The sequence below is a fragment of the Peptococcaceae bacterium 1198_IL3148 genome (assembly GCA_036763105.1).
Classification (GTDB): domain Bacteria; phylum Bacillota; class Desulfotomaculia; order Desulfotomaculales; family Desulfohalotomaculaceae; genus JBAIYS01.
The window spans coordinates 100573-115192 of sequence record JBAIYS010000007.1; the positions used below are offsets into that span (position 1 = coordinate 100573).

A 14620-nucleotide genomic window follows, 5' to 3' on the forward strand; every position below is an offset into this window, starting at 1 on the left:
TGGGAGGAATTATGAAAAAAGTACGAGTGGCAGGCATTACCAAAAGTAGTGTGGTGGATGGACTGGGAATTCGTACGGTGGTGTTCTTTCAGGGCTGTCCCCGGCATTGCCCGGGGTGTCACAACGAGGATACCATCCCCTTTGCAGGGGGGCAGGAAATGACAGTTTCCCAATTGGCAGCAGAAATAAATAATTCAATCAGTCCAATGACTAAGGGCATTACCTTTTCTGGTGGTGATCCACTGGCCCAGCCTGAAGCTTTGGTTGAGGTGATTGAAATCTTAAGACAACAACAACCAAACTTAGATATCTGGGTGTATACCGGTTATACCTTTGAGGAAGTGCAGGATAATCCGGTTATGAAAGTGATTGATGTGCTGGTGGATGGCCCCTTCATTCAAGCCCAGCGGGACATTTCCCTAGCCTTTCGGGGCTCCACCAATCAAAGATTGATTGATATGCCCAAGACGTTAGCTGCCGGTAAATTGGTGCTGTTGCAACTGGACACAGAATAAACTAAAAATTGACGATAAAAAAACGGGAACCTCCAATATTTGATGAGGTTCCCGTTATTAATGCTATCGGTAAGTATAAAAAATTAATGGCAAGCAGAACAATTCTTTGATGTGCAGGCGGTGCAACTGTCACCTCTGCTGCCCCGCAGCGAATCGGCACTGTCGGCGCAAAAACCAGACATTACTCTTTTAGGATGTTCTGCATTACAACTGGGACACTTTAAGTTTTCTCCATTCTCACCCATTGGGCACAACCGCTCAAATTTATGGTTACATGAACTACAACGAAATTCATAAATTGGCATTTTACCAACCTCCTGTAAAATCAGTAGATATTTAAATCCCTTTACCCTAACTATATTATACATACATATTATAACATACAATTTGTTTTAACTAAAACACATTCATATAGAGCTGAATTAACATAAATGTTTCAATAGTGGAACTGGGGATTTGCTAAATTGTAGCGGGAAAATTAGCAGGGGATTGTCAGTTAGTTATTGAATTATAACGAAACTAGTCAAAGAATGAAATGAAAATGGGGTGAATTTTTTGCGAGTTAAATTTCTAGGTGCGGCACAAATGGTAACAGGTTCTTGTTTTTTGTTAGAGGTGGGCAGTAGCAAAATACTGATAGACTGTGGTTTGTTTCAGGGCCCTAAAGAAATTAAAGAACGAAATTACAGAAACTTTCCCATACCTCCCAGCAGCATTGATTTTATTTTACTTACCCATGCCCATATCGATCATAGTGGTTTAATACCTAAGTTAATAAAACATGGTTTTAGCGGTAGAATTATTGCCACTTCGGCCACTGTGGATCTATGTGAAGTAATGCTGCCCGACTGTGGCCATATACAGGAAATGGAATGTGAGCGAAAAAACCGTAAAAATCGACGGTCTGGTCGCAGGTTAATCGAACCCATTTATACCGCTGAAGATGGCGCCAGGGCACTCAGATACTTTGAACGGGTTAAATATGGCGACATTATTCCCATCACGCCGGAAGTGACGGTAAGATTTATCGATGCCGGTCATATTTTTGGCTCTTCTATGATCGAAATTTGGGTAAAGGAAGGCCAAGAAGAAACCAAATTATTATTTTCCGGGGATATAGGCAATTATGATCAGCCCTTTATTAATAACCCATCACTGGTGTTTAATGCTGATTACGTATTTATGGAGTCTACTTACGGCAACAGACGGCATAAAAATAGCCATAATAAGGCTGAAATGTTGGCACAGGCCATTAGGGATACCTATAAAAAGGGCGGTAACTTAGTTATTCCGGCCTTTGCTGTGGGTAGAACCCAGGATATAGTTTATGAAATTGCTGAACTGCAGCGCAACGGAGAGATACCAATACTACCAATTTATATTGATAGTCCAATGGCCATTAGAACCACGCAAATATTTGATCGCCATCCCAACATATATGATACTGAAACCACTCAATTAATTAGTGAAGGTAACCACCCCTTGAGGTTAAAAAATTTAAGTTTTACCATTACAGCAGATGAATCCCGAGAATTAAATATGAAATCTGATTGTAACATAATTATATCTGCCAGTGGCATGTGTGATGCCGGTCGCATAAAACACCACCTGCGTCATAACTTATGGCGACCTGAATCCACCATTCTGATAGTTGGCTATCAAGCCATCGGTACGTTGGGGCGACGTTTGGTTGAGGGTGAAAAACATGTCCGTATTCATGGCGAAGAAGTGGTGGTGCGGGCGGAGATCAGAAATATTGATGGTTATTCGGCCCATGCGGATCAAAACGGTTTGCTGGCATGGCTAAAACACTTTAAAAAGCAACCGCGCAAGGTGTTCTTGGTGCATGGTGAAACTGAAGCGGCAGAGAATCTGGCTGGGTTAATAAAACAACAGCTCAATATTCCGGTGCTGATACCAGAGTATCTGCAGGAAGTGGAACTGACCACCACCGAAATGCTCAATGCAGCCATGCTACAGCAAACCTATCAAACCGTTGCCAACAAACTGGAAAAATACCTGCAGACTGGTGGGCAGCCAGAAAACAACGAAGTATTGTTTAGTCATTTAAAACAGCTGGAACGCTGGTTGGATTCGGCGGTTTAAGTAACAGGCAGAGATAATCGGACATAATATCATTATGCGGTAGAAAACAGGAGTGATTATAATGCAGCAGGTGGGAGAGGGTTTTGTGCTGGAAAAACATGGCCCCTTGACTTTTTATACTATACCATCCTTTACCATCAGTAACCTAGTGGTACATGGTTTTACCACTAGGTTTGGTGGCAGCAGTGATGGCAATTATGGCGCATTAAATTTAGGGTTACATGTGGGCGATGACCCAGCAAAGGTAATAGAAAATCGGCAACGGGTTTGTCAAGCACTGGGCATAGATTTTAATAACTTAGTGGCTGGCAACCAGGTTCATGGCAATGAGGTGCTGGTGGTGACCGAGGAACATTTAGGTAGGGGGCGTGATTCCATCGAGCAGGCGTTACCGAATGTTGATGCCTTAATCACCAATCAAGTTGGGATACCGCTATCCAGTTACTACGCTGATTGTGTACCGCTTTTTTTTCTTGATCCGATCAATAAAGTGATTGGATTAGCCCATGCTGGGTGGCAGGGGACGGTAACCGCCATCGGTGCCAAAACTGTGGCTAAAATGAATAGTGTATATGGCAGTAAGCCAGAGGATATTTTAGCCGGCATTGGGCCAGCTATTGGTTGCTGTTGTTATGTGGTGGATCAGCACGTCATCCACAGGTTGAAATCCACCTTTGATTACTGGGAAAAGGTAGTTAAACCCTGTGGTGATGATCATTGGATGCTGGATTTATGGGAAACCAACCGCAGAATTTTGTTAGATGCCGGTTTGAAAGCCGAAAATATTACATTGGCCGGCGTTTGTACATCCTGCAATAGTGATTTTTTGTTTTCACATCGTGCTTCTGGGGGTTGTACCGGAAGAATGGCTTCGTTGATTATGCTTAAACAAGGGTAAGGAGGAAAGTAATGTCCAAGAAAATACTGGTTGTGGATGATGAAGAAAATATCTTAGAATTATTAAAGTTTAATCTGGAACGGGAAGGTTATCAGGTGATCACTGCAAAGGATGGCAACAGAGCGTTGGAATTAGTGCGTAGTGAAAAACCAGACTTGATGCTACTGGATGTAATGTTGCCAGAGATTGATGGCTTAACCCTTTGCCGCACTATCAATAGCGATGCAGAAACCAAAGAAATACCCATAATTATGTTAAGTGCCCGGGGGGAAGAACTGGATAAAGTGCTGGGGCTAGAGATGGGTGCTGACGATTATATTACTAAACCCTTTTCACCACGGGAGCTGGTGGCTCGGGTAAAGGCTCGCCTGCGTCGTCATAACGTTGATGCGGCCAGTAAAGATGTTGTTTACTCAAATAAGTTATCCATTGGCGGCTTAGTAATTGATGAAGATCGCTTTGCTGTGACCATCAATGGATATAAACAAGACTTGACACCGAAAGAATTTGAACTATTGCGCTTTTTAGCCCGCCATCCAGGCAAAGTATTTTCTAGGGATTATTTGTTGGAAAAAATTTGGGGTTATGACTACACCGGAGATTCCAGGACGGTAGATGTGCACATCCGCCACATTCGCCAGAAGTTTGAAGAAGCGCCGGAGTCACCGCAATTAATTGAAACGGTACGGGGTGTTGGTTACAGATTCAAGGAGGTTTAACATATTGAGTTTGGGCATTAAAGGGCGTACTATTGGCAGTTATGCTTTACTGCTGTTGATATTTATTGCGCTGATACTGTTACATGACGAAGGGCTTGTCTCTGCCAAACTGGCAATTTTTTTAGCCTTTATTGGTATAGAATTTGTTAGCTACTTTGTTTTGGTACGCTTAATAAGCCCGTTACAGGAATTAATCACTGCCACCTATGACCTGGCAGGGGGTATTTTAGAAAAAGAAATCATGATTAACGCCAACAACGAGATTGACGAATTGGCCGCCAGTATCAATGTCATTGCTCAACAATTGCGCTATCGCCTCAATAAAATGAATGATGAGCGCAGTCGGGTTAATGCCATACTGGACAGTATGGGTGAAGGAGTGATTGCCCTTGATGCCGATGGCCGGATCATCATGGTCAACCCCATGTTGATTAAGTATTTTAAAATTAGTGAAGATGATTTTGTTGGCAAGCGGACAATTGAAGTGATTCGCAGTTATGAGTTGGATCAACTGTTGCGGCAAGTTTTAATAACTAGACAACCGTTGAGCGCTGAAACAAAAATTTTAATTACCAGTCCTAAAATATACCGAGTTTTTGCCACCCCATTAATCAGTGCCACCGGCAAACAACAGGGGGTGGTGGCGCTGATAGCCGATGTAACGGAGCGCCGTCAATTGGAAAAAATGCGCACTGACTTTGTGGCTAACGTCTCCCACGAATTAAAAACGCCGCTGACATCCATTAAAGGTTTTCTGGAAACTTTATTGGACGGAGCCCTTGAAGACCCAAAAACAGCGGAACACTTTCTTAAAATAGCGAAAACAGAAACCGATCGCATGACCAGGTTAGTGGAAGATTTATTAAAATTGTCCAAGTTAGAAAATAGAAAAACAGTATTGGATCAGCAACAACTGAACATGGCCGAAGTGGTGTCCCAGGTAATGCAAATATTTAGTTCCCGGGCTGATGAAAAAAATATTGAATTGACTGCAAAAATTCAACGGGATTTACCACCGGTTCTAGGTGAAAAGGATTTACTGATTCAAGTGTTGATAAACCTGGTGGACAATGCCATTAAGTACATACCCGTTGGCGAAACAGTAAACATTACATTGGAGCTGGATAAAAGCAAGCAAAAAATGTTGGTTACTGTGGCTGACAGCGGACCGGGCATACCGGCAGAAAGTTTACCCAGGCTGTTTGAGCGCTTTTATCGAGTGGATAAGGCCCGTTCCCGGGATGCCGGTGGCACCGGCTTAGGTTTATCCATTGCTAAGCATGTGGTGGAGTTACACGGTGGCGAAATTTGGGTGGACAGCTCATCCCAAGGAACGATATTCACCTTTACGCTGCCTTTAACATAAAGTTAACGGTAATTAAATCTCGGCATAAAGACTAGTTGATACAATAAGGTACAAAGCATAAAGAGGGGGATTAGTCTTGAGTGACACCAAAATTACCGTGCAAAATCTTAACCTTTTTTATAAAGACTTTCAAGCGCTGAAAGATATAAATATTAATGTTAATGCAAACCATGTGACTGCCCTGATTGGACCTTCCGGTTGTGGAAAATCAACCTTTTTACGCACCTTAAACCGAATGAACGATTTGTATGAAGGGGTACGGGTTGAGGGTACCGTGCTATTGGATGGGGAGGATATTTACCAACCCAATGTTGACGTGGTTAATTTGCGCAAGCGAATTGGCATGGTTTTTCAAAAGCCTAACCCTTTTCCGATGTCTGTTTACGACAATATTGCCTACGGTCCGCGAATCCATGGCATCAAAAATAAACAGCAACTTGATCACATCGTGGAAAAAAGTTTGCGTGGGGCAGCCCTTTGGGATGAAGTGGAAGAACGGTTGTATAAATCGGCGCTGGGCCTGTCCGGTGGTCAGCAACAGCGCTTGTGTATCGCTAGGTTATTGGCGGTGGAACCAGAGGTTTTGTTAATGGATGAACCAACTTCGGCCCTGGATCCAGTATCAACCCTAAAAATTGAAGAACTAATTCGGAATTTGCGCAATCAATATACAATTATTATTGTCACCCACAACATGCAGCAGGCAGCCAGAGTTTCTGATACCACTGCTTTCTTTTTAAATGGTGATTTGATTGAATCAGGGGATACCGACACAATGTTTACCATGCCACGGGATAAACGGACGGAGGATTACATTACCGGTAGATTTGGCTAGCAAAAACTGGAGGGAAAAGAGATGTCAGTGAGGGCAGGTTTTGATAAATCGTTGCATGAACTGCAACAAGAGATTTTGCGTATGGCCAGTTTGGTGGAAGAATCTATATATAAATCTATTCAGTCTTTAAGTAATCAAGATGTGGTATTAGCCAGTCAGGTTATTGAAGGTGACGATGTTATTGATGCTTTAAGGGACCAAATTGAGAATAAAATTATTACTTTAATTGCCACCCAACAGCCGATGGCCAAGGATCTGCGGGTGATGGTCACCGGTATTAAAATTTTGATGAGTTTGGAACGGATGGCCGATCATTCGGTGGATATAGCCAGAGTGACCTTGTGTTTAGCGGAGAAAAAACTAATTAAACCATTGATTAATCTGCAGAAAATGGCTGCCATAGCCCAAGAAATGACCAAAGAGGGCTTGGACGCCTATGTAAATGGCGATGCCGTGAAAGCCAGAATGATGTGTGATCGAGATGATGATGTGGATGATCTGTACCATGAAGTACTGAGAGAACTGTTGGCATACATGGAAAGGGACCCCAATGTCATCGGTCAAGCGGTCTATTTAATACTAGTTAACCGATTTTTAGAGCGAATTGCAGACCATGCCACCAACATCGGTGAGCTGGTGATCTACTTAATCACTGGCGAAAAGGAAGAACTAAACTGATTCTTTGGGAAAAGTGCCTACTTAGGCGCTTTTTTTATAGTTATCAACAGGATTTATTTTACAATCGTCGAATAAGTAATCTATCTTAACAACTGGGAGTAATATTTTGCGTAAGGTCAAAGGGTTAAAAATAAAAAGGCTGACATTTAGTGCGGTGATGATATTTTCGCTACTGATGTTAATAGCTTATGAGACAGCAGGATTAGTACGACCATTAATATTTCATTGGTTAATAAATGTAGAAACAATGGAAACTGAAACAGCCACCGAAACGGTGCCGGTTGATGGGCTGCTGATTAAAGAAGAGTATCTATTCCGAGCACCCATTAAAGGTAACATAGTATTTAGCGTTAAAGATGGCCAACGGGTGGCCAAGGCCACTAAGATAGCAGAGATAAAAGCATTGAGCTTGGATGCTCCGTCGGGAGCAGCTATTCAATCAATAATGGCTCCCAAAGCTGGTAGCTTATGTACCCACATAGATGGATTGGAGGAGGTTTTGTCCCCGGCAACCGTTGATGTATTGGATTTATCACAAATTGGTACCATAAGGAAAGAAATATCAGCAATTGACGGTGCAAAAAATCAGGTGGAAAGTGGACAGGTTGTGGCCAAATTGGTTGACAATTTGCAACCAATATTGATTTGTATGGAAATGAATGCCGATGCGGTGAAGGCAGAATACTTAACTGAGGGTAACAATATCAGGGTTAAACATAAGGATGACCTATTCACTGCGAAGGTTATTAAAAGAGAAACATTACAGCAAAAGCAATCGGTGTTACTGTCGGCTAACAGTTATCCAGAGGAAATTATCCATCTGCGCAGTACTGAATTTGAACTAATTAAAGATCAATTAAGTGGTATCCTGGTGCCAGAGAGTGCGTTGGTTTATCGTGATGATCAGCCTGGTATATACATCATTTATGAAAAAAGTGTAGCCTGGGTAGCAATAGAAATTGCAGGGGAGTTGCAAAATAAAATTTTGGTAAACGGTGACCGATTAAAAACAGGTACTCGTTACATCACTACCCCAGAGGTTATGTTGGAAGGAGACCACGTATCTAACTAAAGGAGCGAGCACATTGATTGATGTGGTATCTAATTACAAAATAGTACAGCAAAAAATTAGAGAGGCCGCCCTAAGAAGTGGCAGAGATCCGGAGAGGATTAAGCTGATAGCAGTGACTAAAACTGTGCCGGTTGAGGAAATAACCAAGGTGATTAAAGCCGGAGCAAGTAACCTGGGGGAAAACCGGGTGCAAGAATTAGTTAATAAGCAAGTATTATTGTCAGATGTCCATTGGCATTTAATTGGTCATTTGCAGACCAACAAAGTTAACAAAATTATTGGTAAAACGGTATTAATTCATTCCCTTGATCGCTGGTCGTTGGCAGAGACATTGCAGCAAGCGGCAGAAAAAAGGGATATCACTGTTAATGTTTTGGTGCAGGTGAATGTTTCCGGTGAGCAATCAAAATATGGCTTGGCACCACAGCAAGTGGAGGATTTCATTGGCGATGTTTCTGAGTTGTCCCGTTTAAACATCATGGGTTTAATGACCATGGCGCCCTTTGTCAGCAATCCTGAAGAAACGCGACCGGTATTTAGAGAATTATATAATATGCAACAAAAACTTCAGATTAAGTGGCCAAATTTAAAGCATTTGTCCATGGGTATGACCAATGACTATCAAATAGCAGTGGAAGAAGGAGCTGATATAGTAAGGGTTGGTTCGGCTATTTTTAAGCATCAATTATTGGAGGGGTAAAAGTGGGAAAAAAATTAATGGATAAAATGATGGGTTTTATGGGATTGGATGAAGAAGGATATGAAGACGAAAAATTAGAGCAGGATACAGCTTTAGAGGAGCCAAAAGAATTAGGAAGGCGCAAAGGTGGAACAGTGGTCAGCTTGCATACCCAAAGGCAAGTTCAGGTTGTACTGGCAGAACCATCTTCCTATGATGAGGTACAAAATATTGCCGATAACTTAAAAAATCGTCGTTCGGTGATTGTTAACCTAGAAAAAACTGATCCAGAACTTTCAAGACGGGTGATTGACTTTATGAGTGGTACCACTTACGCTCTAAATGGCAACATGCAAAAGGTTGGCCAAGGTATATTCTTGTTTGCACCAAATAATGTAGATATAACTAATGAATTAAAGGAGCAAGCAAAGGAAAAGAGTATCTTTTCAATTTTTAATTCATAGGTTATTACAATAACTAACTTTTTATAGAGGTGAATAAATGGGTATTGTTTATAATGCGGTGGAGGTAGCCTTTGAAGTTTACAAATTTATTTTAATTGCTAGAATCATCCTTTCTTTTGTTAGGCACAATCCCTACAGCCCAGTCATTAAGTTTATATATGAGTTATCAGAGCCATACTTAGGGTTTTTCCGCCGTTTTATTCCACCAGTGGGCATGATCGACTTTTCACCCATTGCAGCATTCTTTGTCTTAAGTATCATTGAATACTGGGTGGTATTGCCGATAGTGAGGTTAATATTCTAAATGACCATCATTGACCGACAGCAAATATTAAGTCGTTATTGCAGTATTGAGGAAAAGACCATTATTGCCAGAGCCATTGACTTGGCCGAAAGCGTATTAAAAAATCATCAAGTGGCGGTTAGCGATTTTTATGACCCGTATCATACGGGTCTAGTGTTTTCTCTAGTTAAAGGAATTCATGATTTATCGGTAGTGGCAGACGGTGGTTACCCCAATGCTGAGCGATCAAGGGTGGTGATTTATCCCGATTATTTATTGCCGGAACAGGTTGATGCCAACCTCGCTTTTTTATCCATTGAGGGTAACTTTAAAATGGTTGCCGTTAATCATCGAGATTACTTAGGCTCATTGATGGGCCTTGGTCTAAAAAGAGATAAGCTGGGAGACATCATTGTTCATGAATCCGGTGCCGATTTAATTGTGGATGCAGATGTGGCACCCTATGTGCGGGCTAATCTGACTAAAATAGGCCGTGTGAAGGTAGAAATTGTTGAAATTTCCAGGGAACAATTGCGGTTGCCGGAAGCCAATATTAAAATAATTAATGCTACCGTGGCGGCTCTACGGTTGGATGCTGTGGCCGCAGCGGGCTATGGCGCTTCCCGCAGTAAAATAGTTAAGGAAATTACTGCTGAAAGGCTAAACTTAAATTGGTGTCCCTGTAGCAATCCGGCTACGTTGGTTAAAGCAGGGGATATGTTGTCGCTGCGTGGCCGTGGACGAGTTAAGGTGGCTGAGGTTGGGGGCAACACCAAAAAAGGACGGGTGGCGGTGGTGCTGCACAAATATCTTTAACTTTATAAAATCAATTTATAAAAGTAATATAGGTCAAAAAGATAAGCTAACGGTTATGCGGAGGTGTGCAAATGCTTAGCCCTTTGGATATTAGGCAAAAGGAATTTCGCAAGGGGTTCCGGGGTTATGACGAACGGCAGGTGGACAACTTTATGGAGGAAGTTGCCACAACGATAGAAGATTTGTTAAAAGAAAATGATCAATTGAGAAGAAAAATAGTTGAATCCGAGGAACGGCAACAGAAATATCAAGAACTGGAAGTGGCCCTAAAGGACACCATGGTGCTGGCCCAAAAGAACGCCCAAGACCTAAAGGAAAATGCTGATAAAGAAATTAAATTATTAATGCAGGACGCCCATCAGCGGGCCGAATTGCTGCTACAGCAGGCGGAAGAACAGGCCAAAAAAAAGGTAGAGCAGGCGGAAGAACAGGTCAAGGAAATTATGGAGGCTTACCGTCAATTACAAAAACAAGCCAATGTATTTAAAACGCAATTCCGCACTTTTTTGGAAACCCAATTAGAATTATTAACTGCTGAACCCCAAGTAAATGAACCAGAAGAGGAGCAAGCAGTATAATTGGCACTGCATATCAAAGAAGAAAACGGTGCGGTGATCTTTAAAGTGCGGGTTCAACCTCGGGCTGCCAAAAACCAGATTTCTGGCTTGCTTGATGATGCTGTAAAAATAAGGCTAACTGCACCGCCGGTGGACGGTGAGGCCAATCGAGCACTGCAGGAATTTGTGGCTAAGTTATTTAAAGTTCCCAAGAGTAAGGTGGAAGTGGTATCTGGACATACCGGACGGAACAAAATCATTCGGGTGGAAAACGTGAATTTGACCGAGGCCCGCAAAATTTTACCTAAATAAACACCGATTACAAAAAGTTGACCGATGCTACAACTTTATGTATAATAAATAAACGTAAAATTATATTTATAATGCCTATGAACGGAACAGTAAATTGAAATGTGTTGTCACAGAGAACCCGGGTATGGTGGGAGCCGGGTACAGCCTTCAGTTGAAAATCATCCCGGAGGTGCACAAACAAAAATTCTTTTTAGAATGAGTAGGTTGTGTCGGTGACACCGACGTTAACGGTGCTTGAGTGATCGGGTATAGCATTTACCTGTTCACAAGGGTGGTACCGCGGAAATAATCCGTCCCTTGGGGGGGGGCGGGTTTTTTTATGCTTATTTATCAAAGTATATATAATTACAAAATTCTTATAAGAGGTGACTATTTACAAATGGATTACGGTAAAACACTAAACCTGCCCAAAACAGAGTTCCCCATGCGGGGCAATTTACCCCAGCGGGAACCGGAAACATTAAACTGGTGGGAAGAAGTTGACATCTATAGGCAAGTACAGGAGAAGAACAAAGGCAAGGAAAAATTTATTTTACACGATGGACCGCCCTATGCCAACGGTCACATCCATTTAGGCCATGTTTTAAACAAGGTATTAAAGGATATTATTGTCAAGTATCATTCCATGGCCGGCTATGATGCTCCATATGTACCTGGTTGGGATACCCACGGGTTGCCAATTGAACAGCAGGCCATTAAAAATTTAAAAATTAACCGTCACCAAGTGGATCCGGTTGATTTTAGAAAACAGTGCCAAGATTATGCGATGAAGTTTGTGGACATCCAAAGGGAAGAATTTAAGCGTTTAGGGGTGCGCGGGGATTGGGAACGTCCTTATTTAACGCTGATACCTAAATACGAAGCTAAACAAATTCGTGTATTTGGTGAAATGGCCAAAAAGGGTTACATTTATAAAGGTCTGAAACCGGTGTACTGGTGTGCCAGTTGCGAAACCGCTTTGGCAGAGGCAGAGGTTGAATACCATGACAAGTCATCACCATCTATTTATGTCAAGTTCCCGGTGGTGGATGGTAAAGGCTTGCTGCCCGAAGATAACAACACCTATGTGGTTATTTGGACCACCACCCCTTGGACATTACCTGCCAACGTAGCTATATCTATTCATCCGGAATTGGATTATGTACTGGTGCAGGTTGGTGCAGAAAAACACCTAATTGCCAAAGCACTGATGGAAAGCTATGCTAAAGTTGTTGGCCAAGAGCAGCTGACAGTGGTTAAAGAAATTAAAGGTGAGCAGTTAGAATATGTTCATTGTCGCCATCCCTTTGTAGAGCGGGATTCGGTGTTGATTCTCGGTGATCATGTCACCACCGACAGTGGTACCGGATGTGTACACACCGCCCCTGGTCATGGTGAAGAAGACTTCTTTGTGGGTAAAAAGTACAACTTGCAAGTAATATCTCCGGTGGACAACCGCGGTCGATTTACCCAAGAGGGTGGCAAGTTTGCGGGACAAAAAATTTGGGATGCTAACAAAGAAGTGCTGGAGGAACTGGAAGCCCGGGATAGATTGGTACATCAACACAACATCGACCACTCCTACCCCCACTGCTGGCGTTGTAAACAACCAATTTTTTACCGGGCCACCGAGCAGTGGTTTGCGTCAGTGGATGGTTTTAGACAACAGGCGCTGGACGCAATCCGCAACAAGGTGCGGTTTATTCCAACTTGGGGTGAAGATCGCATCTATAACATGATCGAGGGGCGCGGTGATTGGTGTATTTCCCGTCAGCGCACTTGGGGTGTACCAATTCCCATCTTCTATTGTAAAGATTGTGGTAAGGAGCTAATCACTGAAGAAACCATTGCCCATTTGGAAAAAATCATTGCCGAACACGGTTCTGACGCTTGGTTCGCCAGAGAAGCCAAGGACCTAATGCCTGAGAACACCAAGTGTGACTGTGGCTGCACTGAATTTACCAAAGAAACAGATATTATGGACGTGTGGTTCGACTCCGGTTCCAGCCACAAAGGTGTACTGGATCAACCGGATTTGTGGCCAGAACTGCGCTGGCCCGCTGATTTATATTTGGAAGGTAGTGACCAACATCGCGGTTGGTTTAACTCCTCACTATCCACAGCCATTGCAGTGGATGGAGAACCTCCCTATAAAGCGGTGTTGACCCATGGCTTTTTGGTAGATGAAAAGGGACGCAAAATGTCTAAATCACTGGGCAATGTGGTGGACCCCTTAAAGGTTATCAAGCAAATGGGTGCTGATATTTTAAGATTGTGGGTAGCCTCTGCGGAATATCGCAGTGATTTAGCTGTGTCCGATAATATCCTTAAGCAAACCACCGAGGCTTACCGCAAGATTAGAAATACCATCCGTTTTCTGTTGGGCAACTTAAATGGGTTTGATCCAGCGCAAAATAGTATAACATATAATGAAATGTTAGAACTAGACCGTTGGGCATTGCTGAGATTGCACCGATTAAACGAAAAAGTACTGAAGGCATACCATGATTATGAATTCCACGTGGTTTACCATGCTGTGCACAATTTCTGTGTTACTGACATGAGTGCCCGTTATTTAGATATCATCAAAGACCGTTTGTACACCGCTCCGGCTGAATCTAAGGAACGTCGGTCAGCCCAAACGGTGCTATATCAAGTGCTTGATTCACTGGTAAGGCTGTTGACACCGATATTGGCCTTCACCAGTGAAGAAGTATATCGACATATGCCAAAACCGACAGATAGCCCCGTTAGCGTACAGTTATTGGATATGCCCGAGGTTAATGAGGCATATTTGGATATCGAACTGGAACAAAAATGGGATCGCATCATGCAAGTTAGATCTGAGGTGTTAAAACACCTAGAGAATGCTCGCAAAGAAAAATTCATTGGTAACTCCCTAGAAGCTGCAGTTCATATATACGCTGAGGGTGAATTGTATGACTTTTTAAAGCCAATGGAAAATGAATTTGCTACTTTGTTTATCACTTCCCAGGCTTACTTGCATAACGGTAATGCTGAAGGCTTAGCAATCAGTGATAATGTCAGTGGTCTGGCTGTAAAAGTCGAAAAGGCTACCGGTGAAAAGTGCGAACGCTGTTGGATGTATCATAAAGAAGTGGGTCAACACCAAGAACACCCAACCCTATGCCCCCGCTGTGCCGGTGTATTGACCAAGTAAAAAAATAAGAGAAGGGGCTGTTGCAAAACTTTGCCACAGCCCCTTTATTAACGAAACCCAGGTGTCTTTTGCCTTCGCTTTTAGATAAAAGGTTAATTGAAAAACCCAGCACCTGCTGCAGGTAGCGAACGGCATATAGTGACGCAGCGAACCGAAGTTA

Annotated in this window: 16 protein-coding genes and 1 other annotated feature; of the genes, 15 read left to right on the top strand and 1 reads right to left on the bottom strand. The window is 42.6% G+C overall.

Annotated elements, in window-relative coordinates; translation table 11 throughout:
• Positions 1–11: 11 nt before the first annotated feature.
• The gene (gene nrdG, locus V6C27_08470; protein ID MEG6616449.1) at positions 12–515 is read left to right on the top strand and encodes an anaerobic ribonucleoside-triphosphate reductase activating protein; all 504 of its coding nucleotides are present in this window, start codon (positions 12–14) and stop codon (positions 513–515) included.
• Between the two features lie 83 nt (positions 516–598).
• Here the strand turns inward: nrdG and V6C27_08475 are convergent, their stop codons facing one another.
• Positions 599–820, bottom strand: coding sequence for a zinc ribbon domain-containing protein (locus tag V6C27_08475; GenBank protein ID MEG6616450.1), 222 nt, complete (start codon positions 818–820; stop codon positions 599–601).
• A gap of 250 nt (positions 821–1070) precedes the next feature.
• Between V6C27_08475 and V6C27_08480 the strand changes: the two genes are divergently transcribed.
• The 14 genes from V6C27_08480 (at position 1071) to ileS (ending at position 14460) form a co-directional block, all read left to right on the top strand.
• Positions 1071–2621, top strand: coding sequence for an MBL fold metallo-hydrolase (locus tag V6C27_08480; protein MEG6616451.1), 1551 nt, complete (start codon positions 1071–1073; stop codon positions 2619–2621).
• 61 nt (positions 2622–2682) lie between these two features.
• Positions 2683–3519 carry a peptidoglycan editing factor PgeF gene (gene pgeF, locus V6C27_08485; GenBank protein ID MEG6616452.1) on the top strand — a complete coding sequence of 279 codons (837 nt, stop codon included), beginning with the start codon at positions 2683–2685 and terminating at the stop codon, positions 3517–3519.
• Between the two features lie 11 nt (positions 3520–3530).
• The gene (locus tag V6C27_08490; GenBank protein ID MEG6616453.1) at positions 3531–4238 is read left to right on the top strand and encodes a response regulator transcription factor; all 708 of its coding nucleotides are present in this window, start codon (positions 3531–3533) and stop codon (positions 4236–4238) included.
• 4 nt (positions 4239–4242) lie between these two features.
• The gene (locus V6C27_08495; protein MEG6616454.1) at positions 4243–5604 is read left to right on the top strand and encodes an ATP-binding protein; all 1362 of its coding nucleotides are present in this window, start codon (positions 4243–4245) and stop codon (positions 5602–5604) included.
• A 76-nt stretch (positions 5605–5680) separates the two neighbouring features.
• Positions 5681–6439 (top strand): phosphate ABC transporter ATP-binding protein PstB, encoded by a 759-nt coding sequence (gene pstB, locus V6C27_08500; protein MEG6616455.1) that lies wholly within the window; start codon positions 5681–5683, stop codon positions 6437–6439.
• A 21-nt stretch (positions 6440–6460) separates the two neighbouring features.
• Positions 6461–7117: a phosphate signaling complex protein PhoU gene (phoU, locus tag V6C27_08505; protein ID MEG6616456.1), complete on the top strand. Its 657-nt coding sequence runs from the start codon at positions 6461–6463 to the stop codon at positions 7115–7117.
• Between the two features lie 106 nt (positions 7118–7223).
• Positions 7224–8189 carry an HlyD family efflux transporter periplasmic adaptor subunit gene (locus V6C27_08510; GenBank protein MEG6616457.1) on the top strand — a complete coding sequence of 322 codons (966 nt, stop codon included), beginning with the start codon at positions 7224–7226 and terminating at the stop codon, positions 8187–8189.
• Positions 8190–8211: 22 nt separating this feature from the next.
• Complete coding sequence (locus V6C27_08515; GenBank protein ID MEG6616458.1) at positions 8212–8889, top strand: YggS family pyridoxal phosphate-dependent enzyme; 678 nt, start codon at positions 8212–8214, stop codon at positions 8887–8889.
• Positions 8890–8906: 17 nt separating this feature from the next.
• Entirely contained in the window at positions 8907–9332 is a 426-nt protein-coding gene (locus V6C27_08520; GenBank protein MEG6616459.1) for a cell division protein SepF, read from the top strand.
• A 37-nt stretch (positions 9333–9369) separates the two neighbouring features.
• On the top strand, positions 9370–9636 hold the full coding sequence (locus V6C27_08525; GenBank protein MEG6616460.1) for a YggT family protein: 267 nt from the start codon (positions 9370–9372) through the stop codon (positions 9634–9636).
• A complete protein-coding gene (locus V6C27_08530; protein MEG6616461.1) occupies positions 9637–10431 on the top strand; it encodes a photosystem II S4 domain protein in 795 nt (264 codons plus the stop codon). It abuts the gene before it with no gap.
• A 71-nt stretch (positions 10432–10502) separates the two neighbouring features.
• Positions 10503–11009 carry a DivIVA domain-containing protein gene (locus tag V6C27_08535; GenBank protein ID MEG6616462.1) on the top strand — a complete coding sequence of 169 codons (507 nt, stop codon included), beginning with the start codon at positions 10503–10505 and terminating at the stop codon, positions 11007–11009.
• Positions 11010–11300 carry a DUF167 domain-containing protein gene (locus V6C27_08540; protein ID MEG6616463.1) on the top strand — a complete coding sequence of 97 codons (291 nt, stop codon included), beginning with the start codon at positions 11010–11012 and terminating at the stop codon, positions 11298–11300.
• 68 nt (positions 11301–11368) lie between these two features.
• Positions 11369–11601: a binding site (T-box leader), on the top strand.
• A 78-nt stretch (positions 11602–11679) separates the two neighbouring features.
• The gene (ileS, locus tag V6C27_08545; protein ID MEG6616464.1) at positions 11680–14460 is read left to right on the top strand and encodes an isoleucine--tRNA ligase; all 2781 of its coding nucleotides are present in this window, start codon (positions 11680–11682) and stop codon (positions 14458–14460) included.
• Positions 14461–14620: the final 160 nt, after the last annotated feature.